The sequence below is a fragment of the Variovorax sp. P4_B10 genome (genome assembly GCF_056402375.1).
Genome location: NZ_JBFUHN010000006.1, coordinates 76,859 through 99,066, shown reverse-complemented (window position 1 = coordinate 99,066; position 22,208 = coordinate 76,859). Strand labels below are relative to the sequence as shown.

Here is a 22,208-nt window from a genome sequence, read left to right as displayed (position 1 = left end):
GGGGCCTGGATTCACTGGCCGTTGAGCATCGGCATGACGATCCGCACGATACGGATCGCCGCCGGCGTGAGGATCACCAGCGAGACGCACGGGAAGATGCACAGCACCAGCGGCAGCAGCATCTTGGTCGGCACCTTGGCGGCAAGTTCTTCCGCGCGCACCTGGCGCTTGTGGCGCAGGTCGTCGGAAAACACCCGCAGCGATTCGCCGATGCTGGTGCCGAACCGGTCCGCCTGGGTCAGCATGGTCGCGAAGGTTCCGATCTCCTCCACGCCCGTGCGAAGGGCCAGGTTGCGCAGCGACTTTTCGCGCGTGCTGCCCGCACGCATCTCGAGATTGGTCCAGTGCAGCTCCTGGGCGAGCGCCAGGCTCTTGACGCGCATCTCGTCGGTGACCTTGACCAGGCCCGCATCCAGCCCGAGACCTGCCTCGACGCACACCAGCATCAGGTCGGCGGCATCGGGAAAGTTCTCGAAGATCTCGCGCCTTCGCGCCCTGATGCGAAGGAACAGCACGGTGTTCGGCAGGTAGCAGCCGACCAGTGCGGCGACGGCCAGCCACAGCAGCATCGTCATGCCGCCATCCACCCCTCCCGTACGCAGCACGAGAAAGGCCAATCCGGCGAAGGCCAGCGGCAGCAGCGTCTTCATGCCGAAGTAGACCAGGTGGGCATCCGGATAGCGGATGCCGGCATTCAGAAAACGCACGCGCAGCGGCGACGCTTCCGCATCGCCGGTGGGCGAGGACAGCTGGGCGAACGGCCCGACGAGCTTGACGACGGTTTCGGCCCACGGCGACTTGCCCGTCGGCTGGGCGACCGCCTGCAGGCGCTGCTCGGTGCGCGTCGGCAACAACCACACCGACAGGCCGCCGATCGCGAGCGATACGGCGAAGAACACAAGAATGGGAAACAGCATGGCTCTTCTCCTTCAGACACGAATCTTGACGATCTTGCGCAGGATCAACGCGCCCACCACCATCAGGCCCAGCATGTACTTGACGACCACCAGCCCCATCGGGTCCTCCCACAGCGGCGACATGAACTCCGGGTTGAAGATGTTGATGAGCCCCGCGAGCGCGAAGGGCATGATGCCCAGAATCCAGGCCGACAGGCGCCCCTCCGACGACAGCACCCGCACTCGCGCGAGCAGCTTGAGCCGGTCGCGGATGAGCCGGCTCAGGTTGCTCAGCACCTCCGTCAGGTTGCCGCCGGAGTCGCGCTGGATCAGCACCGCGACCACGAAGTAGCGCAGATCGGTGAGCGGCACGCGCTCGCTCAGGTTGGTCAGCGCCTGTTGCAGCGAGACGCCGAAATTGACTTCATCGGCCACCATCCGGAACTCGGTGGCGATGGGATCGTTCATCTCGTCGCCGATCATCTGTACCCCGCTCGCGAACGAATGGCCCGCGCGCAGCGCGCGCGTCACCAGGTCCAGCGCTTCCGGAAGCTGCCTTTCCATGCGGGACAGGCGGCGACCCCGCTGGTACTGCAGGTAGAGCAACGGAAGCGCCACACCGAAGGCCCCACCGGCCAGCGCCAGCACCATCGACTGATGCGCCACCGAGACCAGCAGGAAGAACGCCGACACCCCGAGCACGGCACAGACCAGCAACAGGCTGGAGACGGTCCAGTCCAGTCCCGCCTGCAGGATGAAGCGGTCCAGCCGATGGGCTCGCGGCAATGTCAGCAGAATCCGCTGCAGCCACGGCACGCCGCTGAGCATGCGTTCCTTCACCAGGCGGGCCTGCGCGGTGCGGTCGGTCGCCGCCGAGAGCGCCTGCAGGCGCCTCTCGATCGTCCGCGCCTCGGGCCCCTTGTAGGAACGCCAGATCAGGTACAGCCCCTCGAGCATCAACAGCACGGTCACGAACACGAGGACCGTCACGGTGATCAGCGCATCGCCTCCCAGGTTGTCGAACATGGTGGCCTCCTATTCGTAGTGCTTGTCGGGTTCGAACATGGTGTCGGGCAGCACGATGCCGAACGACTGCAGCCGTTCGGTGAACTTCGGCCGGACGCCCGTCGCCTGGAAATGGCCGCGCACCTGCCCATCGGGGCCCATGCCGGTGTGGCGGAAAGCAAAGATCTCCTGCATCGTGACCACTTCGCCTTCCATGCCGGTGATCTCCTGGATGCTGGTGACCTTGCGCCGCCCGTCGACCATCCGCAGGACCTGGATCACCACCGTGATCGCCGAGGCGATCTGCTGGCGCACGGTGCGGTGCGGAAGGTTCAGGTTGGCCATGCCGATCATGTTCTCCAGCCGTGCCAGCGCGTCCCTGGGGGTGTTGGCATGGATGGTGGTGAGCGACCCTTCGTGGCCGGTGTTCATGGCCTGCAGCATGTCGACCGCCTCGGCCCCGCGCACCTCGCCGATGACGATGCGGTCGGGCCGCATGCGCAGCGCATTGCGCACCAGCGCACGCTGCGTGATCTCGCCCTTGCCCTCGATGTTCATCGGCCGCGTTTCCATACGAGCGACGTGGGGCTGCTGGAGCTGGAGCTCGGCCGCATCCTCGATGGTGATGATGCGCTCGGTCTCCGGGATGAAGCCCGAGAGGATGTTCAGCAGCGTCGTCTTCCCCGCACCGGTGCCGCCGGAGATCAGCATGTTGACCTTCGCGCGGGACAGCCCCTCGAGCATCAGCGCCATCTGCGGCGTCAGCGTCTTGAGGTCGTTCACGAGGTTGTCCATCTTCAGCGGAATCTTGGCGAACCGGCGGATCGACATCATCGGGCCGTCCAGCGCCACCGGTGCGATGACCGCGTTGACGCGCGACCCGTCCGGCAACCGGGCATCGACCATGGGGCTGGACTCGTCGATGCGGCGCCCCACCAGCGAGACAATCTTGTCGATGATGCGCAGCAGGTGCTTCTCATCGGTGAAACTGACGTTCGTGAGCTCCAGCTTGCCCTTGCGCTCGACGTAGATCTGCTCGTGCGAGTTGATCAGGATGTCGGACACCGTCGGATCCGCCATCAGCAGCTCGATCGGCCCGAAACCGAGCATCTCGTGCTGGATGTCGCGTATCAGCGTGCGCCGCTCGATGTCGTTGAGCGCTTCGGGCTCCTCCTGCAGCAGCCGCCCGACCATGATGGAGATCTCCTGGCGCAGCACGTCCGGCTTCAGGGTTTCGAGTGCGGCCAGATCGAAACGGTCCAGCAGCTTCAGGTGCATTCGCTCCTTCAGCAGCTTGTAGGTGTCCGAGGCGTAGGGCGAGAGCGCCGGATCGGTCGGGGGCTGTCCCGTCGGCCGCGCGGCCGGATCGGCCGCTACCGCATTGAGCTGTTCTCGGAATGACATAAGAACCTGCCTTGCTGTTGGAAAAACATTCGGATCTCAGGCCCGGCGGAAGAGGCGTCCGATGAAACCGGGCGCTTCCTCCTTGCGCGGACTGAGCGTGGTGGCAATCTCCGCGAGCCGTTTGGCGAGCGCGCTGCCGCGAGACATCTCTGCCAGGGGAACACCTCGATTGATCGAGTTGTCCACGTCCTTGCCGCCGTCCGGCACGATGGTCAGCGTGGCCCCGACGAGGGAGCGGCGCATGTCGGACAGGCCGATCTCGCCACCGCCGGCGCTGCGGTTGACCAGCAGCTCCACCTTGCCGGCGGGGTAGCCCAGCGACTTGAACACCTGCATCAGGCGCGTGACGTTGCGGATGTGCGGCAGGCCGGGCTGGAGCACCGGGAAGATGCGGTTTGCGCGGTCCAGCACGCGGATGGTGAGCGTGTCGACATGCAGGCCGAGATCGAACAGCACGAAGTCGTACTGCGTCACCGCGATATCGAGGATGGCATCGATGTGCTCGGCCTTGACCTCCAGCGCACGCGACATGTCGTCGGGTGCGGGAAGGATGCTGAAGCCCGGCGCCACCTTCACCACGCTGGCGGCAAGCAGCGAGGCATCGAGCCGGCCGATGTCGCGCGCGACGTCGGCCACCGTGGCGGTCGGCCGCAGGTCGCTCACATAGGACAGCGCGTCGCCGAACTGCAGGTTCAGGTCGATGAGCAGGACCGAGCGGCTCTGGGAGAGCTGGTGGCCGATGTTGGTGGCGAGAAAGGTGGCACCGCTGCCCCCCTTGCAGGGCATGAACGCGATGATCTGGCCCGCACTCCGCGCCTGCGTGCCGGCCATCTTGAGCGCAATGCGCTCCACCGCGCCCTCGAGCGCTGCCGGGGCGGCTGGCGACGGCAGCACCTCGCGCACACCCGCGCGCATCGCATGAATCAGGAACTCCTGCGTCTGCATCGCGCACAGCAGCACCACCGCGATCCTCGGGTGCTGGGCCGTGAGCTTTTCCACCAGCGCCAGCTCCTGGGGTTCACAGCACATGCCGTCGACCAGCAGCAGGTCGGGCGCCACCTGCTCGACGACCCATTGCATCCGGCTCTTGCCCCCTTCGAACAGGGAGACGATGTGGGACCGGGCCTCGAGAACCTTGCGCATGTCCTGGAGGTGGCCCTGATTGGGAGAAATGATGGCGATCTTCATGGTGGCTCCCGGTCTGTTGCTACGAGCAGATGGCTGCACTGTGGGCGTCCTGCCGCATGACTTCACGCGGCAGGTACGTGGAAAAACTCGGCATCGGGATCAGCGGCGCGGCAATACCCACGATGGGCGAGATCCACTGGTAGTTGAGCCCGGTGATGCTGACCGTGACGCCCTCGCAGGTCGCGACGGTGCACCCCGCCGGCGCCCATGCCACGCCTGCCGCTGTGATCTGCGGCAGCAAGACCTGCATGCGGGCGAGCACCAGGGCTTGCTGGCCGGTGTCGTCGCACACCACGGCGTAGCGCGCGCCGGCGCGCGTGGCCTCGTTGGCCGCGCTCCAGGTGAACAGCATGCGGGCGAAGTCCACGATGCCCAGCACCAGCATGAGAAAAAACAGAAGGCCCAACGCGAACTCGACGGTGGTTGCGCCATGTGTCCGGTTTTTCATGACGGTGCCCTCATGGTGGCGGTGATGTCGCTGAAGACGATGTTTCCGTTCGCATCGGCGAAGACGACCCCCATCACCGAAGGAAACATCGAATGGAAGGCGTAGCTGCTGATGCGCACGGTCACCGTCGTGATGAGCGGATTCGCGCCCGCCGGCTGCCAGGTGCAGCAGCTGCCGGCCGGCACGTTCGCCAGGCTCAGCCCGCGCGCGAGCGGCGCACCGGTTCCGGCGGTGTTGCCGTACACCATCAGGTTGCGCGCCTCGGTCACGTGCGTGCCAGGCGTCTGGACGGACAGGTAGCGGACTGCGTCCCGGGTCGATTTGACGACGGCGTTGTACTCGTACATCGCGCGGCCGAACTCGGTCGTGATGAGTGTCAGCAACAGCAGCAGCGGCGTGATCAATGCCAGCTCGATCAGTGCTGCGCCGCGTTGCCTGTGGTTCGATGTTTTCATGCGAATCACCTCACCAGGACCGGAACCAATGGTCCCGCTGCACCGCCAGCAAGCCCGCTGGTGGTGCAGAGGCTTCCCACGGCACCGGCATTGCCCCGGAACTCCAGTTGCGTGTCGGTCATCGGGATGGACAGCGGCCGCAGCATCAGCATGCAGAGGTAGTCGAGCACATGCCCGCTGCTGTCGAGGACCGGCACCGTGGCGAGGCGACGGTCCAGGCCGTACTGCTTGTGGCCGCCGGCGACGTTGCCGGGCGCGGCCAGCGTCTGGAAGGTGTTGAGCGACAGCCCGGTGATCGATTCGCAGCTGTTCGCRCCCTTCACTTTCGTGCCGGTGTCGGCGCAGGACGCGAAGGCCGCGCGCTTGGTCACGTAATTCTCGGCGGTCGCGACTCCAGGGGCCGGGCCGTCATAGGCATTGAACTGCGTGGGCCAGTTGAGCGAGGTGTAGGCGTAGCCGGTGTAGTCGGGTCGCGCCACGCTCAGATCGGGGTTGCTCTTGTAGATGCCGAAGCGCTGGTTCCAGACGTCGGCCACCGAGGCCTGCACGCCGGGCGTGCCGAGCGTGTCGCCCACCTTGGTGCCGCAGTGATTGTTGAGCTCGGCTTCGGTTTCCGAGGCGCTGTTGCTGCCGTCGAGGTTGGCCCAGCCGATCTCGCCGCCCGCGGCCGCGTTCTGCGCCTGGATCAGGTTCACCCATTGGCCGACGGTCAGGCCGTAGTTCGGCCCGACCTCGCCCGCCTTGGGCTTGAATCCCACCGGGATCGGGCAGGCGGTCTGTGCGCTGGCGCGTGTAGCCACCGCGCTGGCCGCGACGCCGCGCGTCGCGGGATAGGCTGCGGCGTCGCCGGAAAACGCACCCATGGCCTGCATGAGCCAGATCTTGATATTGGGCTGGGTATGCACGCACTGCGCATAGGTGGCCACAAGCGGATTGATCGTGGACACGTAGGCGCTGTCGCGGAAGGTGATGTCGGCGAAGACGATCTGGCCCTGTCCGCTCCAGGTGGCCGACTGCATGTTCACCCGGTTCGCGTTGCCGGCCGCCTGGCCGGCGCTCTGGGCCCGCGCGATCGCCGTGCCCTGCTTGTCGAGTTCGCGCGCGGCGGCCAGTGCGCAACTGTCCACGGCGGTCTGCAGTTCGGTCCTGACGACGAACAGGTGGCCGAAGTCCAGGGCCACGCCCATGAATCCCATCAGGAACAGCAGGACCAGCGCGGCGGTGACGATCATCGCGCCGCGCTGGCGGCGGTGAAGGCGGCGGACTTGCATGATCGGCTCCTCGTGCGGTGGCGGCGGTTCGGCGAAGGCGGGCTCAGCAGCCCGAACCGTCGAGGCAGCCGGCGACGAGCGCGACGAAGTTGCTGAAGGTGCCGTCGGTCACCAACGGCTTCAGCGCGATAACCAGCGCGATGGAGATGACGGCGATGATCAGCGCGTACTCGATCACCTGGGCGCCGCTGTCGTCCTGCAGGAATGACTTGAACATGATGAGAACCTCGCTTCTGTGTTGGGCAAGAGCCGCCTGAGCGACGGGTGGCGGGCAATGGACAAGCCGGCCCGCCCCCGCCCTCGAGCTGCTTATGGGCAGGACGTTCCGGAGAGGCAGTTGGTCACATGAGTGATGAAGGTCGCGAAGCCGCCGCCGTTGGCGGTGAGCGCCTTCAGTGCAACGATCAGCGCGATCGAGACGACGGCGATGATCAGTGCGTACTCGATGACCTGTGCGCCTTCTTCGTCGCGAAGGAAGCTGCCGGTGGATTGGCCGATGGCCTGGAGAATGTTTTTCATGGATCTTTCCTTTCAAGGTTCGAACGAACGAACGAAATTCAGTGGGTGAATGAAATGGTGTTGCGGAAGAAAATTTTCATTGCGTGTCGTGGATCTCCTTTCCGTATGAAGCATTGATTGCGAAACAGGCGATGGATGAAGCCATCACTTGGTGGCACCACCGATGGCGCCGCCGATGTTGATGACGTTGACCGCCGGCGGCGGCGTCTTGTAGGACTCGTGGTACTGCTGCATCGACTCGCGCGCCGAGCGGCCGTCCATGCCGGCGACCGGGTTGCCGTCCTTGCCCGCGTCGGGGTTGAGTGTCATCTTCCTTTTTGCGTCGCGCACCGCGTCGCCGAAACGGGCGTCGTAGTTGGGCGTGACGTGCGAGCATCCGGCCGCAAGAAGAAGCGTCAGCAGAAGAGTGGTCGACTTGAACATGGCAGTGCTCCTCACTGTGTATTGCTGGCCGGGGCGGCCGGTGCCGGGGTGCTGCTTTCGAGAGCCCCGTTCAGATAGACCTCCGCACGGCTGGGAACGACGTGGTTGTCGGTCGGCAGGCGGGGCGACTCGACCAGCGGCCGGACCAGGCGCGGCGTGATCACGAACATCAGCTCGGTCTGGTCGTTCTGGAACTCGGTGCTGCGGAACAGCGCCCCCATCACCGGCACTTCGCCCAATCCGGGATAGCGCTTGATGGACTCGGTGACGTTGCTCTTGATGAGCCCCGCGATGACGAAGCTCTGCCCGTCGTTGAGTTGCACGGTGGTGTCGGCACGGCGCACCGTCAGCGAAGGCAGGACGGCGGTAACGCCCCCGACCGTCGTGAAGGGAGAACCCGTCTGCGACAGGTCCGACACCTCGGAGACCATCTTGAGGTTGACGCGGCCGCCGTTGAGCACGGTCGGGGTGAACTTGACCCCGATACCGAACTCCTTTTCTTCCAGCGTGATGTTCGTTCCGCCACCGCTGGCGGCGTTCTGCGCGACGGGAATGAAGATCTTTCCGCCCGACAGGAAGCTGGCCTGCTGGCCGCTGATGGCCATGATGTTGGGCTCCGCCAGGATGCGCACCAGGCCGTCGTCCTTCTGACCGTCGATGGCCAGCGACGTGCGGCCGATCCGGAGCGCCTCGATCAGGCCCCCGCCTCCGCTCAGGAAACTGGAGATCAGCGAGTAGCTGTTGAGACCGCCGTTGCCCGAGCGGCTCAAACCGACGCGCGCGCCCAGCTTGTCCAGCAGGGTCTTGCTGATCTCGGCGATCTTCACTTCGAGCATGACCTGCTGCGGTGCCGTGACACGCAACAGGTTCACCACCTTCTTGCCGTCTGCGCCATAGGCCATGGCCAGGCTCATCACGTCGTCGAGCTTGAGCGAATCGCTGATCTCGCCGGTGAGCACGATCGATTTTTCCGCGCTGCGCACGCGGATGCGGTTCTCTTCCGGCATCAGCTCGGCGAGCTTGGACTGCAGCGCGCCCGGGTCGATGGTGACGATGACGTCCTTGATGTAGCAGGTGCCGTCGGCGCTCTGCAGCACGACGTTCATCGAGCCGGCCTGGCGGCCGCGAAAGAACAGATCGGTCGGGCTCAGCAGCGTGACGTCGACATCGGCAACGCCGTCGGTCGTCCCCCCCGCCGCGGCGGGCGCCGATGCCGGCTGCGCCGTGGCGGCCGGTGCGGCCGCTGGCGCGCGGTTCGGCGGCTGGCCGCTGACCACGATGCGTGCGACCCGCGCCTTCAGGGGGATGACCACCGACTTGCCTAGCACGGCGTAGGTCGGCTGGTCGTCCGGGATGATCGCGGTGCAGCGCCGGTTGGCCGGTGCGGCCGCTGCGACCGGTGCGGGGGCTGCAGCCTGGGTTGCAATCACGGCCGCAGCCGGGGTCGCTGCGTCCGCGGCGATGGCGGGTGCCGCCAGTGTCGCGAGTGCCGCCAGCAGCCAGGCGGGTGTGGGAGAGAGATGTCGCACTTGGTGTTCCTCCTCGTGTGTTGGTTCAGAAGCAGGTGAGTGAGCGGGCCGCGTGCTGGATCACTTCCACGCAATCGGACACAGGCGCTCTGACGGAACCGACGCGCTGCACCCGTGTGCGGGCCGGCGGCGATGCCATCGCGGTGGAGATCGGCAGGATGTCCTTCTCGCCGAACAATTGACCCTTGGTGATCCCGCCCGTCGCCACCGTGGTCTTGTCCATCTGGTTGCGCAGCACGAGCGACAGGGTCCCCACGCTGCGTGCCAGGTCGAGCTTTTCCGAATCCTCCAGCGAGAGCTCCAGCGTCACGGCGCTCACCACCTTCGGCTTCGTTTCGTCGCGGTTGGCCTCCTGCGCAACCGCCAGCACCAGCACCTTCTCCAGCACGGTCTTGCTGATCTGGCTGGCCTGCTCGCCCTTCCCCTTGTCCTGCTGGGCGTTGACCATCACGTCGACGTAGTTGCCCGGCAACGCGAAGCCGGCGACACCGACCACGTCGTTGACCCGCACGGTCATCGCCCGCTTGCCGCTGGCGATGACGGCCGACAGCCCGCCCTGGGTGCCGACGGGTGCCAGCTTGCCCTCGAGGATGGCTTCGCCGCGCAGCACCCCGACCTTGACGACGCGGTCATCGAGCGACTTGATGTCCTTGAAGGCGCCGGCCGGCATCGAGCCGCTGGGCCAGTCGACCGTGGAGAGCATCTGGGCGTTGACGCGGCTGCCCAGTTCGATGTCGACGGCGGCCACGACCACCTTGTTGGAAGCGACCCCGCCTTGTCGCGAGACCCAGCCCGTCGCGTAGACCGCGGCGGCCAGACCTGTCAGAAGGGCCAGCAGAATCAGCCCCATTGCCTTGATGTTCTTCATGCGAACCTCCGACTTGGTGAAAGTGATGGACTACACGTAGCCCAGTTGATGTGCCAGAACCTGGACCACGGTTCCCGCGCCGATGCAGATGCCGTAAGGCAGCTTTCCGATGGATTGCGCCGCCTGGATCGTCCCGATGGGCCGCATGCCCGCGATGCCCGAGATGGCCATGCCCTCTGCGGTGGACTTCACGTTCGCCAGCATGTGCAGGAGGCGGCGGCGATGGATCGCGAAGAGCAGCGCCGCCATGCCGCCCGCAATGAAGACGAAGACGACGGCCAGCAGCGCCTGGTAGGGTCCGAGAAAGGCGCCGACCATGGCCATCAGCTTGACGTCGCCCGCGCCCATGATTCCCATCGCGTAGAACGGCAGCATGATCGCGAAGCCGGTCCCCAGCCCGCCGAATGCATTCGTCGCCCCCACGACCGGCGTGCGCGCCGCCAGCGTTCCGTAGACAAGCGCGAACAGTGCGCCGCCGAAGGTCAGCCAGTTGGGGATCCGGAAGAAGCGCCAGTCGCTGACCGCGGCCGTGCACAGCAGGGCGAACAGCACGACCATGCGGGTATCGGTGACCAGCATCGCCAGCAGGTCGAGAACGGCATCGAATTCCTTCATGGTCTGCTCCTGATCGCGTGGATCGGTTGCGCGCTCAGGCGCTGCGCTGGATGGCCAGCACAAGGAGCAGGCACACGACCAGCACCAGCGCGCCGATGAGAGCGACTTCCATGAACGACATCCCTGCGTCTTCCCGCAGCAGGTTCGTGAAGTTTCTGGGCATCGGATCGAGCGTTTCCATGTGCATCCTTGGTGGTCGTTGCCGACTGGCACCACTTCCTGTCCGGGCTGGACGAAAGCGTTTTGCCGTGGAGTCACTGTAGGAATTGCGCGGCCCGCGCACATGAGCGAAGCGCCCCTTCATGAGGGAGACAACCGCCCCGCCTTTTTCGGGGACGGCCATGACAAAGCGCCTATGCGAAGCGGTGTGCGGCGCCTGCAGGCAGCAGGCGGCGCGGAGCAGCAGGCGGCTGCGAAAGCCCTGCTGCGAGTGCCCTGGCGTTGCGCCAGGGCCCTTTATTTATCGCTCAGGTGTCGAGCGTGAGGTGCAGGCCGTGCAGCGCCGCAGCCGCGGGCGATGCGAGGAAGCCGATGGTCTGCGCAGCGACCGAGGTCGAAACCCATTCGGCCGGATTGGCGTCGGGCATCGCCTGCCGGTTGGCCGGCGTGTCCAGCACGCTGGGCGCAACGCTGTTCACGTTGACGCCGTGCGGCGCGGCCTCGGCCGCCAWGGCTTCCACCAGGCGCTGCAGCGCGCTCTTCGATGCGATGTACGCCGCCATCGCCGGCACGCCGCGCGCGGCCACCTTCGCGGTCACTGCGACGATGCTGCCGGAGCGACGCTCGACCATCGAAGGCAGCACGGCCTGCGTCACCGCGACGAACGACCAGGCGTTGAGGTTCATCATCCGGTCCCAGCTCGCGCGCGAGAGCGCGTGCGTCGCCTCGCCCATCTCGAAACCGCCGGCAATGTGCACCAGCACGTCGACACGGCCGAAGGCCTTGAGCACCTGGCCGGTCAGCTCGGCCATCTCGGGCGCCGAGGTCACGTCGCCCGCCAGCAGCAGATGCTGCGAGTTGTCGAGGCCCGGAAAGACTTCGGCCAGGCGGCCTGCATGGTGATCGACCAGCGCAAGGCGCGCGCCCTGCTCGAGGAAGTGCTGGGCCACGGCACGACCCAGCGCGCCCGCCGCACCGGTGATCACGACATGGGATTTGGTGTTTGCATCGCTCATGGAAAAATGCTCCTGATAGAGGGGCCAGGCCCCGTCGGTGGCGCATCCTAACGCCGCCACGCACAAAATTTTTGGAGACAGGAAAATTCTGGGATATACTCGTGGTCTTGCCTGAAAACGCTAGTCGTTGACAGAGCATGGGCTCTTAGCTCAGTTGGTAGAGCAGCGGACTCTTAATCCGTAGGTCGAGTGTTCGAGTCACTCAGGGCCCACCACCAACATTGCGGAAACGCCAAAAACGCCTGCTTCCTTCACCGGTAGCAGGCGTTTTTGTTTGTGCGCCAGGTTGGCGATCAGGAAGCCGTCCCGCCCTGCCGCGTCATCCAGTCGTCGACGAAGCGCGCGAGCAGATCCCGCTTCTCGCCGACCTCGGCCACCAGATACTGCCGCGCATGTTCCTGCGCCAGTTCATTGGACAGGAACCACTGCTCGCGCGCGGGGCTGCCTTGCGGCGGCGGCGTGCCCCAGGCAGCCACGCTCGTGCCCAGGAAAGCCTCCGTGACCGGCAACCGCCCATCCGTCTTGCCGATGTCCGACAGCGCATTGCGCGCGCCGCCCAGCGTGATGCGGGCCTGAACGATCTCGCTGTCTGCATGGATGGACGCGCCGAGGCCACCCGCTCGATGCACCTGCCAGAGATGCTGCGCAGAAGCATTGCGAACCCAGCTTTCGAGCGCGCGCGTCAAACTCTCCAGAATGATTTCTTTGTTCATACAGGCACTATTTCACATTTAAAGCCGTCATTTACGCTTCATGCGGGCCCCAACCTACGAAAGTTCTACGTGCGACATGGCATCTTGCACTTGCTGTCACGCATCACAACAACCAATACGACAGGGGCATCAACCTCGAAGCCCAAAGGCTCGTTGCAACCCGCTTCGGCGGGTTATTTTTTGCCCGACCCGCATCCAGGGCCGGCAGCGATGTTCCATGGCAACACAATGAGCCGGCCCGAAGATATGCTTTCAAGCCTGAGCTATATTTCTCCCATGGAAAAGGCTTCCGACATAGGCAAACCCACCGTTCCCATCGACCTGATCGGGCCGGAGCACTGGGGCCGCTCGAAACGCGGCAACGGCCGTGTCACCAAAGTGATTTGCATCATCGTCGGCGGCCTGGCAGCTGCAGGGGTGATCGCCTACCGCGTCTTCGGCGTCGGGCGCTGAACGTTTCATCTGCACAAGAAAAAGCCCGCTGTCCGAACGACAGCGGGCTTTTTACATGCGTGCCGGCCAACTGCACAGCGCATCCTCACTGGAGCCGCGAGCCCTTGGGCAGCCGCTTCGCCAGCCACTCGTGCACGTCCGCACGGATGTTGCGGCCTTCGAGCAGGAAGTTTTCGAAGCGGCTCGGCACATAGGGCAGATAGACCAGCGGCATACCGGCTTCCTCCGGCGTGCGCGCCGCCTTCCTGTTGTTGCAGACCGCGCATGCGCTCACCAGGTTGGTCCAGGTCCACGGACCGCCACGCGATTCGGGCAGCACATGCTCGCATTGCAGATCGCGCTCGTGGAACACGCCCGCGCAGTACGCGCAGGTGTGGCGGTCGCGCCGCACCAGCTTGCTCTTGGTGACGCCCGGCACCACATCGAACAGGTTGATCTTCGATGCGCCGCGCAGCGCAATGATCGGCGCCACGTCGATGCGCGACTGCACACCGCGTGCCACGTTGAAGCCGCCACGCAGCGTGGCCAGCGGCAGGTTGCCGTCTTCCCAGGCGACCGATTCGGTCGCGTAGTGCAGCACCGCCTGCTCCAGCGAAATCCAGGCTTGCGGCGTGCCCTGAATATCGAGTTGCAGGACGTGGGGGTGCATGATGTCTCGCCTCCTTTCGCGGCGATGGGTGGATGAATGAAAACAATGGGGTGCACGAACGGAATCGAACCGTCGTCAGCGGGATCACAACCCGCGGCTCTGCCGTTGAGCTACGCGCACCGTGAAGAGAAGAAAACCGATCGGCCGGCTACCACTCGCCCACTTCGCGCACGCGCTGGTCGAGATCGAGGCACTCGCGCAGCCGCGCATGGCCCAACGAAGCGGACGAGTCCGCTGCCGCATGCCGCGCATCGGCGCCAATACCGAAACGGCGAAACAAGGCGAGCACCATGCGGCTGCGCGGCTGGGCCGGGCGCACGGTGATCATCCGGATCGGGGTGTTGCGCTTGCGCATGGTGACTCCTTGGTTGTGACAGCAAAACAAAAAACTGGCCCCACGTGCACGACTCGAACGTGCAACCCCTTGCTTCGTAGGCAAGTGCTCTGATCCATTGAGCTAACGCGGGATGAAACAAACAAAAAAAGTGTCCGGTTACGAGTTCCGGCGCCGCCCAATCTTTGCGGCCGGTTTCCGCGGGAGGGCCATCTGCATGGCCCGGTCCCGCTCGGGTTGGGTTGAGAAAAAACGGATGACCGCTTTTCCATTTCGGTTGTGTCCTCACGCGACGGACAGCGCGCTGGGCGCTGCCCCGTACGACGTCGCTGCACAGGAGTGATCACTTCCTGCACATCCCGCCAGACCGTCTACGCGGTGGGCTCTGGCGGTGTGGTGAAGGCACACCCGAAATGGCAAAGCACGGCAAACAAAAAAGCAAAAAACAAAAAGGCCCGGAACCTTTCGGTGTCCGGGCCTCTTTGGGAGAGAGCTTGGAAGGTATGCGCCTATGCGCAACCTCCACCCGGTATCACCTGATCCTCGAACTTGCCAACGCGCAGGCTGCCTGCGGCTTGCGTCGAATGCACATAGCTCTGGCGCAGATTCGATTTGCCCGACGGCATGTCGAAACCATCGCACGACCACACGCGCACGAACGCCCGGCCCGATGCGGGTCGAATGTTGGTGAGGGTCAATGCGGTGTTCACGATGGTTCCTGATCAAATTTGCCGCTGTCGGCTGTTAAAGGGTTGGAAAAAAGGTACGGCTTGAGCCGCGAATGAGGGCAACTGTAAATAGTGTTTACGGCGGCGTCAACAACCGGGACAATCTTTTCTTGTCTTGTTGTTGTTTTTGAACAGTGCCCAATACCACCGTCGCGCGCCGTCGCAATGTCCTTGCGCTGCATCGCCGCTTTCTCGAGGGCGCCGTTGCAGCGGGCCTCCCCGCCAAGGGACTGGACCAGGCCTTTGCGAAGAAGATCGAAATCTCCCCGAGCATGTGGAGCCAGATCAAGAGTTCCCGGCCCATCGGCGACAACCTCGCGCGGCAGATCGAGCGGCACTGCGACGTGGAGCCCGGCTGGCTCGACAAGGAAGACCGGCCTTCCGAGGTGCCGGATGCGGCGGAAGAGCGCTTCATCGCGGCCGCGCGCGAAGCTTGGCGAACGGCCAATGCCAAGGGGAAGAGAGAACTCGGCGGCTGGCTGAAGAAACGCGCGCAGGAGGCCGGCGGGGAGCCGGCGCCCTGAGGTTCAGGCCAGAGCGGGTGCGTCGCGCAGGATCGCCGCGCGCATGTCGTCCGGAATGGCCACGGCGCGATGCGTCTCGAGCGACGTGGTCACGATCACCTGCTGCATCTGCATGCGCACTTCGCCGGCCGCGGCGTCGAAGCAGCGCACCGCCAGGGTCATCGAGCGCGCGCCCAGCCGCTCCACGGCGAGGCCGAGCGTCACCCGGTCACCCATCCGGCTCACGGCCCGGAAGTCCACCTCGAGCTTCACGGTCGGCAGGCCAATGCGGCGCTCGGCCACCAGCCCGTGGTAGCTGAGACCCAGGCCCTCGTTCACCCAGTCTTCGACAAGGCCGTTGAGCATCACGAAGTACTGCGGATAGAACACGATGCCCGCCGGGTCACAGTCCGAAAACCGGATCAGCCGCGGACGCCGGAACTCCGTGCTCGCTGCCGCCGGATCGGCAGGGGTCGCGCCGCTCACCGTCAGCGCTCCTCGCCGGCCGGCTCGCCGCGCATCACATGCACGCGCAACAGCCCCAGCTGGCTGTGCATCTGCTTGACCGTCTTCATGTCCAGGCCCGAGAACATCTCGAGGATCCACTGCTCATGCTCGCTCGCCATCGTCTCGAAGGTGCGCCGGCCGACGGGCGTGAGGCTCACGATCCACGCGCGGCGGTCGTCGGGACTGGGCGCTCGTGCCACCATGCCTTCGCGTTCGAGCTCGTCGGTCAGGCCCGTCACATTGCCGCCGGTCACCATCAGGTAGCGCGACAGCACGCGCATCTTGAGCCCGTCCTTGTAGCGGTAGAGCTGGGCCATGTAGTCGAAGCGCGCCAGCGAGATGCCGAAGCGCTCGCGCAGGCGGCGACGGATTTCGGCCTCGATCTGCGTGGTGCTCGCGAGCATGCGCAGCCACAGCTTGAGCATCGCGTGGTCTTCGTGGCCGGCGCGCGCCTCGTGACCCAGTTCTTCCGCGTCGCTCAGCGCGGCGTGCGAGGCATCGTTGCGTGTCATGTCACTTCTCCTCCGGAAACCGAGATCGACTGGCCGGTGACCGACGCAGCGCCCTCCCCGCACAACCAGCGCACCGCATCGGCCACCTCGGCCGGCTGCACGATGCGGCGCTGCGGATTGACGCTCGAAAATTCCGCCAGCGCATCGGCCTCGCTGCGCCCGGTCTTGCCGACCACGTTGGCGACGCTGTTGCGCAGGATGTCGGTGTCGGTGTAGCCGGGGCACACGGCATTCACCGTGATGCCCTTGCGCGCCACCTCGAGCGCGAGCGAGCGGGTGAGCCCGATCACACCATGCTTGGCCGCGGTGTAGGCGGCGACATAGGCATAGCCCTTTTGCCCTGCCGTGCTCGCGATGTTGACGATGCGGCCCCAGCCGGCGTCGAGCATGTCGGGCAGCGCAGCTTGCGCGCACAGGAAGCTCCCGGTGAGGTTCACCGACAGCATCCGCTGCCAGAGCTCGACCGAGGTCTTGAGGAACGGCGCGCTCTCGGCGGCGCCCGCGTTGTTGACGAGGATGGCGATCGGGCCTCGCGCGGCACGCGCCTGCGCGAAGGCCGACTGCACGCCCTCCGGGTCCGCCACGTCGGCCGCAGCCACGCCATGCCCGCTGCCGGCGAGCGTATCGGCCACGCGCTGAAGCGCTTCACGGTCGCGCCCCAGCAGGGTCAGTACGGCACCCTCGGCGGCCAGGGTGCGGGCGATCTCGGCGCCGATGCCGCGGGCAGCGCCGGTGACGAGTGCATGACGGCCAGTGAATGAATTTGATTGCATACCTGAATGTTTTAGTTCTGAATCATTTTAGCCGCGTCCGTTTGCCCGGGTTGTCACCGCATGAAACGCCTGCCGTCCCAGGTCTGCGGCCCCACACCGCGCTCGCGCAGCTTGAACTTCTGCACCTTGCCGTTCTCGGTGCGCGGCAGGTCGGCCAGAACGTCGATGTAGCGCGGCACGGCAAAGTAAGGCAGGCGGCTCTCGCAAAAACGCACCAGCTCGGCCGGGTCGATGAGCGCGCCCTCGCGTGCCACCAGCGCAGCCATCACCTCGTCTTCGGCCAGTTCGGAGCGCACCGGGTACACCGCGCACGACGCCACGCCCGGATGGCTCAGCAGCACCTGCTCGACCTCGAACGAAGAGATGTTCTCGCCGCGCCGGCGAATCGCGTCCTTGATGCGGTCCACGAAGCGGAACGCGCCGTCGGCGTCGCGCACCACGCGGTCGCCGGTGTGGAACCAGAGATTGCGCCATGCCTCGACGGTCTTCTCGGGCATGTTGAAGTAGCCGCTCGCGAAGGCATGGGGCTCGTCCGCGCGCAGCAGCAGTTCGCCGGCCTCGCCCGGCGGCAATTCCGCATCGTCCTCGTCGGCCACGCGCGCCTGGAAGCCCGGCCGCAGCCAGCCCATGACCCCGCCGCGCGGCGAATCCGGCGCAGTGGCGATGGCGAAGTTGGTTTCCGTCGAGCCATAGCCTTCGAGCAGCGACACACCCGTGCGCGCCTTGAAGGCCTGTCCCGCCGCGGACGGCACGCCCGGCCCGAGCCCGGTGCGAATGCGGTGATCCCGCTCGCCTTCCCCCTCGGGCTGCGCGAGCAGGATGGGCACCATCGCGCCGAGCAGGTAGACCACGGTTGCGCCGCTCGCCCGCATCGAAGGCCAGAAGCCCGAGGCCGAGAAGCGCGACTCGAACACCACCTCGGCCCCCGTCACCGCGGCTTGTGCGAAGGTGTTGAGCGCATTGATGTGAAAGAGCGGCAGCGTGGTGCAGAGCACGTCGTCCCGGCCGATGCCGAGCACCTCGGCGGTGTTCAGGCCCCACCAGAAGTACTGCGCATGCGGGCAGATCACGCCCTTGGCCGGTCCGGTGGTGCCCGAGGTGTAGAGGATGGCGAGCGGATCGCCGGGCTGCACCGCGGCAGGCGCAACGGCTTCCGCGCCTTCGGGATAGCCCGAGACATGCACGCCCGCAGGCGGCTCCCATGCAGCATCGGCCTCGCCGACCACCCAGACTTCGCGCAGGGCCGTGCGCCCCAGGTCGGCCGTCTTCAGCCGCTCGAGAAAACCCGCCTCGATCACCAGCAGCTTCGTCTCGCTGTTGGCCAGGAAGTATTCGATCTGCGGCCCCATCGATGCCGTGTTGACCGGCACGACCGACGCGCCCAGCCAGCCGGCGCCGAGGAAGGTCTCGAGAAACTCGATGCGGTTGCCGCACATCACCGCGATGCGGTCGCCGCGCGTCACGCCAGCCTGCGCCAGCGCCCCGGCACGAACCGCGGCCGCCGTGGCCGCATCGCCGTGCGTCCATTGCCGCCCCGCCACCCGGAGCAGCGGACGCGCGCCGAACAGCGCCGACTGCCGCTGCAGCATCGCGGGCAGCGTGCGTTGGGCCGGCGGCAATGCGCGCGCTTCACTCGTCATCGTGCGTCCCCCCACCCAGGTAGGTTGCCTGAACCCGGGGGTCGCTCGCCAGCTCGGCCGAGGCACCCGAAAGCGCGATCTCGCCGGTCTCCAGCACATAGCCGTGGTCCGAACTCTCGAGCGCCGCGCGTGCGTTCTGCTCCACCAGCAGGATCGAGACGCCGTCCTCGCGCAGCTTGCGCACGATGTTGAGGATGTCCCGCACGATCAGCGGCGCGAGGCCGAGACTGGGCTCGTCGAGCATCAGGAGGCGCGGCGCCGACATCAGCGCGCGCCCCACCGCCAGCATCTGCCGTTCGCCGCCCGAGAGCGTGTCGGCGCGCTGCGAGCGGCGCTCCGCCAGCCGCGGGAACCGGTCGTACACCGACTGCAGCTGCCGCTTCATCGCGTCGCTGCGCAGCCGCTTGGCATAGGCGCCGAGCTGCAGGTTGTCGAGCACGGTGAGTTCGCCGAACAGCTCGCGCTTCTCGGGCACGAGGCACAGGCCGCGCTCCACGCGCGCCTCCACGTCGAGCCCCTGCAGGTCTTCGCCCTCGAAGCGCAGCGTGCCCTTGCAGGGCAGCAAGCCCATCGCAGCCGCGAGCAGCGTGGTCTTGCCCGCGCCATTGGGACCGATCACCGAGATGATCTGACCCGGCTGCAGATCCAGCGACACACCGCGCACCGCCTCGACCTGCCCGTAAGAAACATGCAGATCGCCAATCTCCAGCATCGCGGTCATACAACGCTCCCCAGGTAGGCCGCCTGCACACGCGCGTCGGCACGCACCGCCGACGGCACGCCCTCCACGAGCTTGGAGCCGAAATTCATCACCACCAGCCGGTCCACCAGTTTCATCACGAAGTCCATGTCGTGTTCGACGATCAGGATGGTCACGCCCTCTTCGCGCAGCTTGCGCAGCAGGTCGCCGAGCGCCATCTTTTCCTTGCGGCGCAGGCCCGCCGCCGGCTCGTCGAGCACCAGCAGCACCGGGTCGGCGGCCAGCGCGCGCGCGATCTCCAGGATGCGCTGCGTGCCCAGCGGCAGGCTGCCCGCGAGTTCGTGCACGCGGTCGCCGAGGCCGATGCGGTCGAGCTGGCGCTGCGCTTCCTGCAGGATCTGGTTCTCTTCCGTCCGGTCGAACCGCAGGCCCGCCTTCAGGATGCCCGAGCGGGTGCGCGAGTGCGCGCCCAGCGCCACGTTGTCCAGCAGACTCATGTGCGGCCTGAGCTTCACATGCTGGAAGGTTCGCGCCAGGCCCAGACGCGCCACCTGCCGCTGCGGCATGCCTGCGATGTCGTGGTCCAGGAAGCGCACCTGGCCCGAGGTCATCGGCAGGGTGCAGGTCAGCAGGTTGAACATGGTCGACTTGCCCGCGCCGTTGGGCCCGATCAGCCCGACGATCTCGCCGGCCTTCACATCGAAGCTCACGTCGTTGACCGCCACCAGCCCGCCGAAGCGCTTGACCGCACCGTTCACCGACAGCACCTGCGTGCCGCGCGCCGGCAGCTGGCGATGCGGCAGCGCCTCGACCGGTGGCGCCTCGTGGCGCGACGCGCCCTGTGTGCCACCGCGCCGGCGTGTCCAGCGCCGCAGCAGGCCCATCACCCCGCCGCGCGCGAAGTGCAGCAGCAGGATGAAGAGCGTGGCGAAGGCCACGGCCTCCAGCTGCCCGGCACGCTGCGTGAGCATCGGCAGCACGTCCTGCAGGCCGTTCTTCAGCACCAGCACCAGCGCGGCGCCCACCAGCGCGCCCCCCAGCTGCCCGAGTCCGCCGGCCACCGCCATCAGCAGGTATTCGATGCTCGCGCGCACGTCGAAGGGCGACGGGCTCACGAAGCGGTTCATGTGCGCATAGAGCCAGCCCGCCAGCCCCGCGAAGAGCGCGGCCGTGACGAACAGCGACAGCCGAACGCGGTACGCATCCGCCCCCACGCTCGCCAGCAGCGTGGCACCGCCGCGCAACCCGCGAATGGCACGCCCCGGCCGCGACTGCAGCAGGTTGTGGCTGAACAGGCAGGCCAGCCCGACGACCACCCAGATCAGGTAGTACATCGAACGCGGATCGGCCAGCGACCAGCCCGCGACCTGCAGCGCCGGAATGTTCGACAGCCCCGTGTGGCGCCCCAGCGCGTCGACGTTGCCGAACAGCATCGCGATCGACAGCCCCCACGCGATGGTGCTCAGCGGCAGGAAGTGCCCGCCGAGCCGCAGCGTGAGCATGCCGATGGCCAGCGCCGACAGCCCCGTGAGCAGCAGCGCGAACAGCAGCCCGATCCACGGCGACATGCCCTGCGTGGTCGTCAGCCATGCCGTGGCATAGGCCGCGATGCCCACGAAGGCCGCTTGTCCGAACGACGTGGCACCGCCCACGCCGGTGAGCAGCACCAGCCCGAGCGCCACCAGGGCACCGATGCCGATGTCGTTGAGCAGCGAGACCGTGAAGCTGCCCGCCACGGCCGGCACCAGGGCCAGCACGGCGACCACCGCGGCGATCCAGAGCATGCGTTTGCCGTTCCTGTTGTTGGCGTTCATTGGTCCACCTCGTCTTCTTCCTCTTCGGCATGGACCGCCATGAAGGACCGCAGCATGAGCACCGGGATCAGCAGGCTGAAGACGATCACGTCCTTCAATGCGCCGCTCCAGAACGAGGCAAAACTCTCCACCACGCCGACTGCGAGCGCGCCCAGGGCCGTCATCGGGTAGCTCACGAGCCCGCCGATGATCGCGGCCACGAAGGCCTTGAGGCCGATGATGAAGCCCGAGTCGTAGTACATGGTCGTCACCGGTGCGATCAGCACGCCGATCAATCCGGCCAGCAGCGAGGCGCAGCCGTAGGCCAGCAGCGCCGTGCGCACCGGCCGGATGCCGACCAGCCGCGCGCCGACCCGGTTGACGGCCGTGGCGCGCAGCGCCTTGCCCGCCACCGTGCGCTCGAACACCAGGAAGAACAGGCCGCTCAGCACGATGGCCGCGCCCACCATCAGCACCACCTGGCCGCTGACCGTGAAGCCGTCGCCGAGCGTGAACATGGCGCTCGTGAGCGGCGTGGTGCGCGAACCTTCCGGCCCGAAGAACAGCAGGCCCAGGCCGGACAGCAAGAAATGCAGCGCCAGCGACACGATCAGCAGCACCAGCACCGACGCATCGGCGATCGGCTGGAACACCACCCGCGCCAGCAGCGGCGCGATGGGCACCACGAGCAGCACGGCCACTGCAATGTGCACCGCCACCGGCACCCCGGGGCTGGCCGCCAGCCATGCCAGCAGGCACGGAATCGCGGGCAGCACGCCCCACATCAACACCGCCCTGGGAATGCGTGCCGCCTCACCGCGCCGCAGCAGGCCGCCGATCTCCGTCGCCAGGGCCAGCGCCGCGAGCACGGCGACCATGCCGATGGTCGGCGGCACGCGGCCGGTTTCGAAAGCCGCGAGCGACAGGGCGGCAAAGGCCGCGATGTCGCCGAACGGCACGAACACCACCCGCGTGACGGAAAAGATCAGCACCAGCCCGAGTCCGGCCAGCAGATAGACGGCACCGTTGGCCAGGCCATCGGTGACGAGAATCAGCGCCACGTCCCATGTCATAGAAAAGCCTCTTCGAGAATCGTCGTCAGCATGA

At 66.4% G+C, this 22,208-nt stretch carries 28 protein-coding genes and 3 tRNA genes; 3 read left to right on the top strand and 28 right to left on the bottom strand.

Features of this window, described 5'->3' with window-relative positions; translation table 11 throughout:
- Positions 1–11: 11 nt before the first annotated feature.
- From AC1DXX_RS05200 to AC1DXX_RS05130, 15 genes are all read right to left on the bottom strand, one after another.
- Positions 12–917: a type II secretion system F family protein gene (locus tag AC1DXX_RS05200; RefSeq protein ID WP_478133098.1), complete on the bottom strand. Its 906-nt coding sequence runs from the start codon at positions 915–917 to the stop codon at positions 12–14.
- Between the two features lie 12 nt (positions 918–929).
- Positions 930–1,922 carry a type II secretion system F family protein gene (locus AC1DXX_RS05195; RefSeq protein WP_478133097.1) on the bottom strand — a complete coding sequence of 331 codons (993 nt, stop codon included), beginning with the start codon at positions 1,920–1,922 and terminating at the stop codon, positions 930–932.
- A gap of 9 nt (positions 1,923–1,931) precedes the next feature.
- Positions 1,932–3,305 carry a CpaF family protein gene (locus AC1DXX_RS05190; protein WP_478133096.1) on the bottom strand — a complete coding sequence of 458 codons (1,374 nt, stop codon included), beginning with the start codon at positions 3,303–3,305 and terminating at the stop codon, positions 1,932–1,934.
- Positions 3,306–3,341: 36 nt separating this feature from the next.
- The gene (locus AC1DXX_RS05185; RefSeq protein WP_478133095.1) at positions 3,342–4,493 is read right to left on the bottom strand and encodes a CpaE/TadZ family protein; all 1,152 of its coding nucleotides are present in this window, start codon (positions 4,491–4,493) and stop codon (positions 3,342–3,344) included.
- A 19-nt stretch (positions 4,494–4,512) separates the two neighbouring features.
- Positions 4,513–4,941, bottom strand: a complete 429-nt coding sequence (locus tag AC1DXX_RS05180) for a TadE/TadG family type IV pilus assembly protein (RefSeq protein WP_478133094.1) — start codon at positions 4,939–4,941, stop codon at positions 4,513–4,515.
- Complete coding sequence (locus tag AC1DXX_RS05175; RefSeq protein WP_478133093.1) at positions 4,938–5,396, bottom strand: TadE/TadG family type IV pilus assembly protein; 459 nt, start codon at positions 5,394–5,396, stop codon at positions 4,938–4,940. The genes AC1DXX_RS05180 and AC1DXX_RS05175 overlap by 4 nt, the downstream gene beginning before the upstream one ends.
- 5 nt (positions 5,397–5,401) lie before the next feature.
- Complete coding sequence (locus AC1DXX_RS05170) at positions 5,402–6,667, bottom strand: pilus assembly protein TadG-related protein (protein ID WP_478133092.1); 1,266 nt, start codon at positions 6,665–6,667, stop codon at positions 5,402–5,404.
- A 43-nt stretch (positions 6,668–6,710) separates the two neighbouring features.
- Entirely contained in the window at positions 6,711–6,884 is a 174-nt protein-coding gene (locus AC1DXX_RS05165) for a Flp family type IVb pilin (RefSeq protein ID WP_478133091.1), read from the bottom strand.
- Positions 6,885–6,976: 92 nt separating this feature from the next.
- Complete coding sequence (locus AC1DXX_RS05160) at positions 6,977–7,186, bottom strand: Flp family type IVb pilin (protein WP_478133090.1); 210 nt, start codon at positions 7,184–7,186, stop codon at positions 6,977–6,979.
- Positions 7,187–7,330: 144 nt separating this feature from the next.
- Positions 7,331–7,609: a hypothetical protein gene (locus tag AC1DXX_RS05155; protein ID WP_478133089.1), complete on the bottom strand. Its 279-nt coding sequence runs from the start codon at positions 7,607–7,609 to the stop codon at positions 7,331–7,333.
- Positions 7,610–7,620: 11 nt separating this feature from the next.
- Positions 7,621–9,138: a type II and III secretion system protein family protein gene (locus tag AC1DXX_RS05150; RefSeq protein ID WP_478133088.1), complete on the bottom strand. Its 1,518-nt coding sequence runs from the start codon at positions 9,136–9,138 to the stop codon at positions 7,621–7,623.
- 25 nt (positions 9,139–9,163) lie between these two features.
- Positions 9,164–10,006, bottom strand: a complete 843-nt coding sequence (cpaB, locus tag AC1DXX_RS05145; RefSeq protein ID WP_478133087.1) for a Flp pilus assembly protein CpaB — start codon at positions 10,004–10,006, stop codon at positions 9,164–9,166.
- Between the two features lie 30 nt (positions 10,007–10,036).
- Positions 10,037–10,621, bottom strand: coding sequence for an A24 family peptidase (locus AC1DXX_RS05140; RefSeq protein ID WP_478133086.1), 585 nt, complete (start codon positions 10,619–10,621; stop codon positions 10,037–10,039).
- 34 nt (positions 10,622–10,655) lie between these two features.
- A complete protein-coding gene (locus AC1DXX_RS05135; protein WP_478133085.1) occupies positions 10,656–10,802 on the bottom strand; it encodes a hypothetical protein in 147 nt (48 codons plus the stop codon).
- 286 nt (positions 10,803–11,088) lie between these two features.
- Positions 11,089–11,796, bottom strand: coding sequence for an SDR family NAD(P)-dependent oxidoreductase (locus AC1DXX_RS05130; protein ID WP_478133084.1), 708 nt, complete (start codon positions 11,794–11,796; stop codon positions 11,089–11,091).
- A 139-nt stretch (positions 11,797–11,935) separates the two neighbouring features.
- On the opposite strand from AC1DXX_RS05130, the gene AC1DXX_RS05125 reads away from it, so the two are divergent.
- A tRNA-Lys gene (locus tag AC1DXX_RS05125) sits at positions 11,936–12,011 on the top strand.
- Between the two features lie 78 nt (positions 12,012–12,089).
- On the opposite strand, the gene AC1DXX_RS05120 is transcribed toward AC1DXX_RS05125, so the two are convergent.
- The gene (locus AC1DXX_RS05120) at positions 12,090–12,509 is read right to left on the bottom strand and encodes a hypothetical protein (protein ID WP_478133083.1); all 420 of its coding nucleotides are present in this window, start codon (positions 12,507–12,509) and stop codon (positions 12,090–12,092) included.
- A gap of 90 nt (positions 12,510–12,599) precedes the next feature.
- Between AC1DXX_RS05120 and AC1DXX_RS05115 the strand changes: the two genes are divergently transcribed.
- Positions 12,600–12,962, top strand: a complete 363-nt coding sequence (locus AC1DXX_RS05115) for a hypothetical protein (protein WP_478133082.1) — start codon at positions 12,600–12,602, stop codon at positions 12,960–12,962.
- 85 nt (positions 12,963–13,047) lie between these two features.
- Here the strand turns inward: AC1DXX_RS05115 and AC1DXX_RS05110 are convergent, their stop codons facing one another.
- The 5 genes from AC1DXX_RS05110 to AC1DXX_RS05090 form a co-directional block, all read right to left on the bottom strand.
- Entirely contained in the window at positions 13,048–13,611 is a 564-nt protein-coding gene (locus AC1DXX_RS05110; RefSeq protein WP_478133081.1) for an HNH endonuclease, read from the bottom strand.
- 46 nt (positions 13,612–13,657) lie between these two features.
- Positions 13,658–13,731 (bottom strand) — tRNA-His (locus tag AC1DXX_RS05105).
- A 28-nt stretch (positions 13,732–13,759) separates the two neighbouring features.
- Entirely contained in the window at positions 13,760–13,966 is a 207-nt protein-coding gene (locus AC1DXX_RS05100; protein ID WP_478133080.1) for a short-chain dehydrogenase, read from the bottom strand.
- A 35-nt stretch (positions 13,967–14,001) separates the two neighbouring features.
- Positions 14,002–14,078, bottom strand: a tRNA-Arg gene (locus AC1DXX_RS05095).
- Between the two features lie 376 nt (positions 14,079–14,454).
- The gene (locus AC1DXX_RS05090) at positions 14,455–14,655 is read right to left on the bottom strand and encodes a hypothetical protein (protein ID WP_478133079.1); all 201 of its coding nucleotides are present in this window, start codon (positions 14,653–14,655) and stop codon (positions 14,455–14,457) included.
- A 152-nt stretch (positions 14,656–14,807) separates the two neighbouring features.
- Here AC1DXX_RS05090 and AC1DXX_RS05085 point away from each other — a divergent pair, with 152 nt between their 5' ends.
- The gene (locus AC1DXX_RS05085; protein WP_478133078.1) at positions 14,808–15,197 is read left to right on the top strand and encodes a hypothetical protein; all 390 of its coding nucleotides are present in this window, start codon (positions 14,808–14,810) and stop codon (positions 15,195–15,197) included.
- A 3-nt stretch (positions 15,198–15,200) separates the two neighbouring features.
- On the opposite strand, the gene AC1DXX_RS05080 is transcribed toward AC1DXX_RS05085, so the two are convergent.
- Genes AC1DXX_RS05080 through AC1DXX_RS05050 form a run of 7 tightly spaced genes read right to left on the bottom strand, consistent with a single transcriptional unit; the run spans position 15,201 to position 22,174 of the window.
- Positions 15,201–15,662, bottom strand: coding sequence for an acyl-CoA thioesterase (locus AC1DXX_RS05080; RefSeq protein ID WP_478133077.1), 462 nt, complete (start codon positions 15,660–15,662; stop codon positions 15,201–15,203).
- A gap of 2 nt (positions 15,663–15,664) precedes the next feature.
- Positions 15,665–16,195, bottom strand: a complete 531-nt coding sequence (locus tag AC1DXX_RS05075; protein ID WP_478133076.1) for a MarR family winged helix-turn-helix transcriptional regulator — start codon at positions 16,193–16,195, stop codon at positions 15,665–15,667.
- A complete protein-coding gene (locus AC1DXX_RS05070; protein WP_478133075.1) occupies positions 16,192–16,968 on the bottom strand; it encodes an SDR family NAD(P)-dependent oxidoreductase in 777 nt (258 codons plus the stop codon). Before AC1DXX_RS05070 ends, AC1DXX_RS05075 begins: the two co-directional genes overlap by 4 nt.
- Positions 16,969–17,021: 53 nt before the next feature.
- Complete coding sequence (locus tag AC1DXX_RS05065; protein WP_478133074.1) at positions 17,022–18,608, bottom strand: ATP-dependent acyl-CoA ligase; 1,587 nt, start codon at positions 18,606–18,608, stop codon at positions 17,022–17,024.
- Positions 18,598–19,329 (bottom strand): ABC transporter ATP-binding protein, encoded by a 732-nt coding sequence (locus AC1DXX_RS05060; RefSeq protein WP_478133073.1) that lies wholly within the window; start codon positions 19,327–19,329, stop codon positions 18,598–18,600. The genes AC1DXX_RS05065 and AC1DXX_RS05060 overlap by 11 nt, the downstream gene beginning before the upstream one ends.
- On the bottom strand, positions 19,326–21,122 hold the full coding sequence (locus AC1DXX_RS05055; protein WP_478133072.1) for a branched-chain amino acid ABC transporter ATP-binding protein/permease: 1,797 nt from the start codon (positions 21,120–21,122) through the stop codon (positions 19,326–19,328). The genes AC1DXX_RS05060 and AC1DXX_RS05055 overlap by 4 nt, the downstream gene beginning before the upstream one ends.
- Positions 21,119–22,174: a branched-chain amino acid ABC transporter permease gene (locus AC1DXX_RS05050; protein WP_478133071.1), complete on the bottom strand. Its 1,056-nt coding sequence runs from the start codon at positions 22,172–22,174 to the stop codon at positions 21,119–21,121. Before AC1DXX_RS05050 ends, AC1DXX_RS05055 begins: the two co-directional genes overlap by 4 nt.
- Positions 22,175–22,208: the final 34 nt, after the last annotated feature.

Excerpts from the sequence above, each read along its gene's own strand:
- AC1DXX_RS05200 (WP_478133098.1), bottom strand. The coding sequence starts at position 917 with ATGCTGTTTCCCATTCTTGTGTTCTTCGCCGTATCGCTCGCGATCGGC.
- AC1DXX_RS05195 (WP_478133097.1), bottom strand. The coding sequence starts at position 1,922 with ATGTTCGACAACCTGGGAGGCGATGCGCTGATCACCGTGACGGTCCTC.
- AC1DXX_RS05190 (WP_478133096.1), bottom strand. The coding sequence starts at position 3,305 with ATGTCATTCCGAGAACAGCTCAATGCGGTAGCGGCCGATCCGGCCGCG.
- AC1DXX_RS05185 (WP_478133095.1), bottom strand. The coding sequence starts at position 4,493 with ATGAAGATCGCCATCATTTCTCCCAATCAGGGCCACCTCCAGGACATG.
- AC1DXX_RS05180 (WP_478133094.1), bottom strand. The coding sequence starts at position 4,941 with ATGAAAAACCGGACACATGGCGCAACCACCGTCGAGTTCGCGTTGGGC.
- AC1DXX_RS05175 (WP_478133093.1), bottom strand. The coding sequence starts at position 5,396 with ATGAAAACATCGAACCACAGGCAACGCGGCGCAGCACTGATCGAGCTG.
- AC1DXX_RS05165 (WP_478133091.1), bottom strand. The coding sequence starts at position 6,884 with ATGTTCAAGTCATTCCTGCAGGACGACAGCGGCGCCCAGGTGATCGAG.
- AC1DXX_RS05160 (WP_478133090.1), bottom strand. The coding sequence starts at position 7,186 with ATGAAAAACATTCTCCAGGCCATCGGCCAATCCACCGGCAGCTTCCTT.
- AC1DXX_RS05155 (WP_478133089.1), bottom strand. The coding sequence starts at position 7,609 with ATGTTCAAGTCGACCACTCTTCTGCTGACGCTTCTTCTTGCGGCCGGA.
- cpaB (WP_478133087.1), bottom strand. The coding sequence starts at position 10,006 with ATGAAGAACATCAAGGCAATGGGGCTGATTCTGCTGGCCCTTCTGACA.
- AC1DXX_RS05140 (WP_478133086.1), bottom strand. The coding sequence starts at position 10,621 with ATGAAGGAATTCGATGCCGTTCTCGACCTGCTGGCGATGCTGGTCACC.
- AC1DXX_RS05135 (WP_478133085.1), bottom strand. The coding sequence starts at position 10,802 with ATGGAAACGCTCGATCCGATGCCCAGAAACTTCACGAACCTGCTGCGG.
- AC1DXX_RS05120 (WP_478133083.1), bottom strand. The coding sequence starts at position 12,509 with ATGAACAAAGAAATCATTCTGGAGAGTTTGACGCGCGCGCTCGAAAGC.
- AC1DXX_RS05110 (WP_478133081.1), bottom strand. The coding sequence starts at position 13,611 with ATGCACCCCCACGTCCTGCAACTCGATATTCAGGGCACGCCGCAAGCC.
- AC1DXX_RS05100 (WP_478133080.1), bottom strand. The coding sequence starts at position 13,966 with ATGCGCAAGCGCAACACCCCGATCCGGATGATCACCGTGCGCCCGGCC.
- AC1DXX_RS05075 (WP_478133076.1), bottom strand. The coding sequence starts at position 16,195 with ATGACACGCAACGATGCCTCGCACGCCGCGCTGAGCGACGCGGAAGAA.
- AC1DXX_RS05070 (WP_478133075.1), bottom strand. The coding sequence starts at position 16,968 with ATGCAATCAAATTCATTCACTGGCCGTCATGCACTCGTCACCGGCGCT.
- AC1DXX_RS05065 (WP_478133074.1), bottom strand. The coding sequence starts at position 18,608 with ATGACGAGTGAAGCGCGCGCATTGCCGCCGGCCCAACGCACGCTGCCC.
- AC1DXX_RS05060 (WP_478133073.1), bottom strand. The coding sequence starts at position 19,329 with ATGACCGCGATGCTGGAGATTGGCGATCTGCATGTTTCTTACGGGCAG.
- AC1DXX_RS05055 (WP_478133072.1), bottom strand. The coding sequence starts at position 21,122 with ATGAACGCCAACAACAGGAACGGCAAACGCATGCTCTGGATCGCCGCG.
- AC1DXX_RS05050 (WP_478133071.1), bottom strand. The coding sequence starts at position 22,174 with ATGACATGGGACGTGGCGCTGATTCTCGTCACCGATGGCCTGGCCAAC.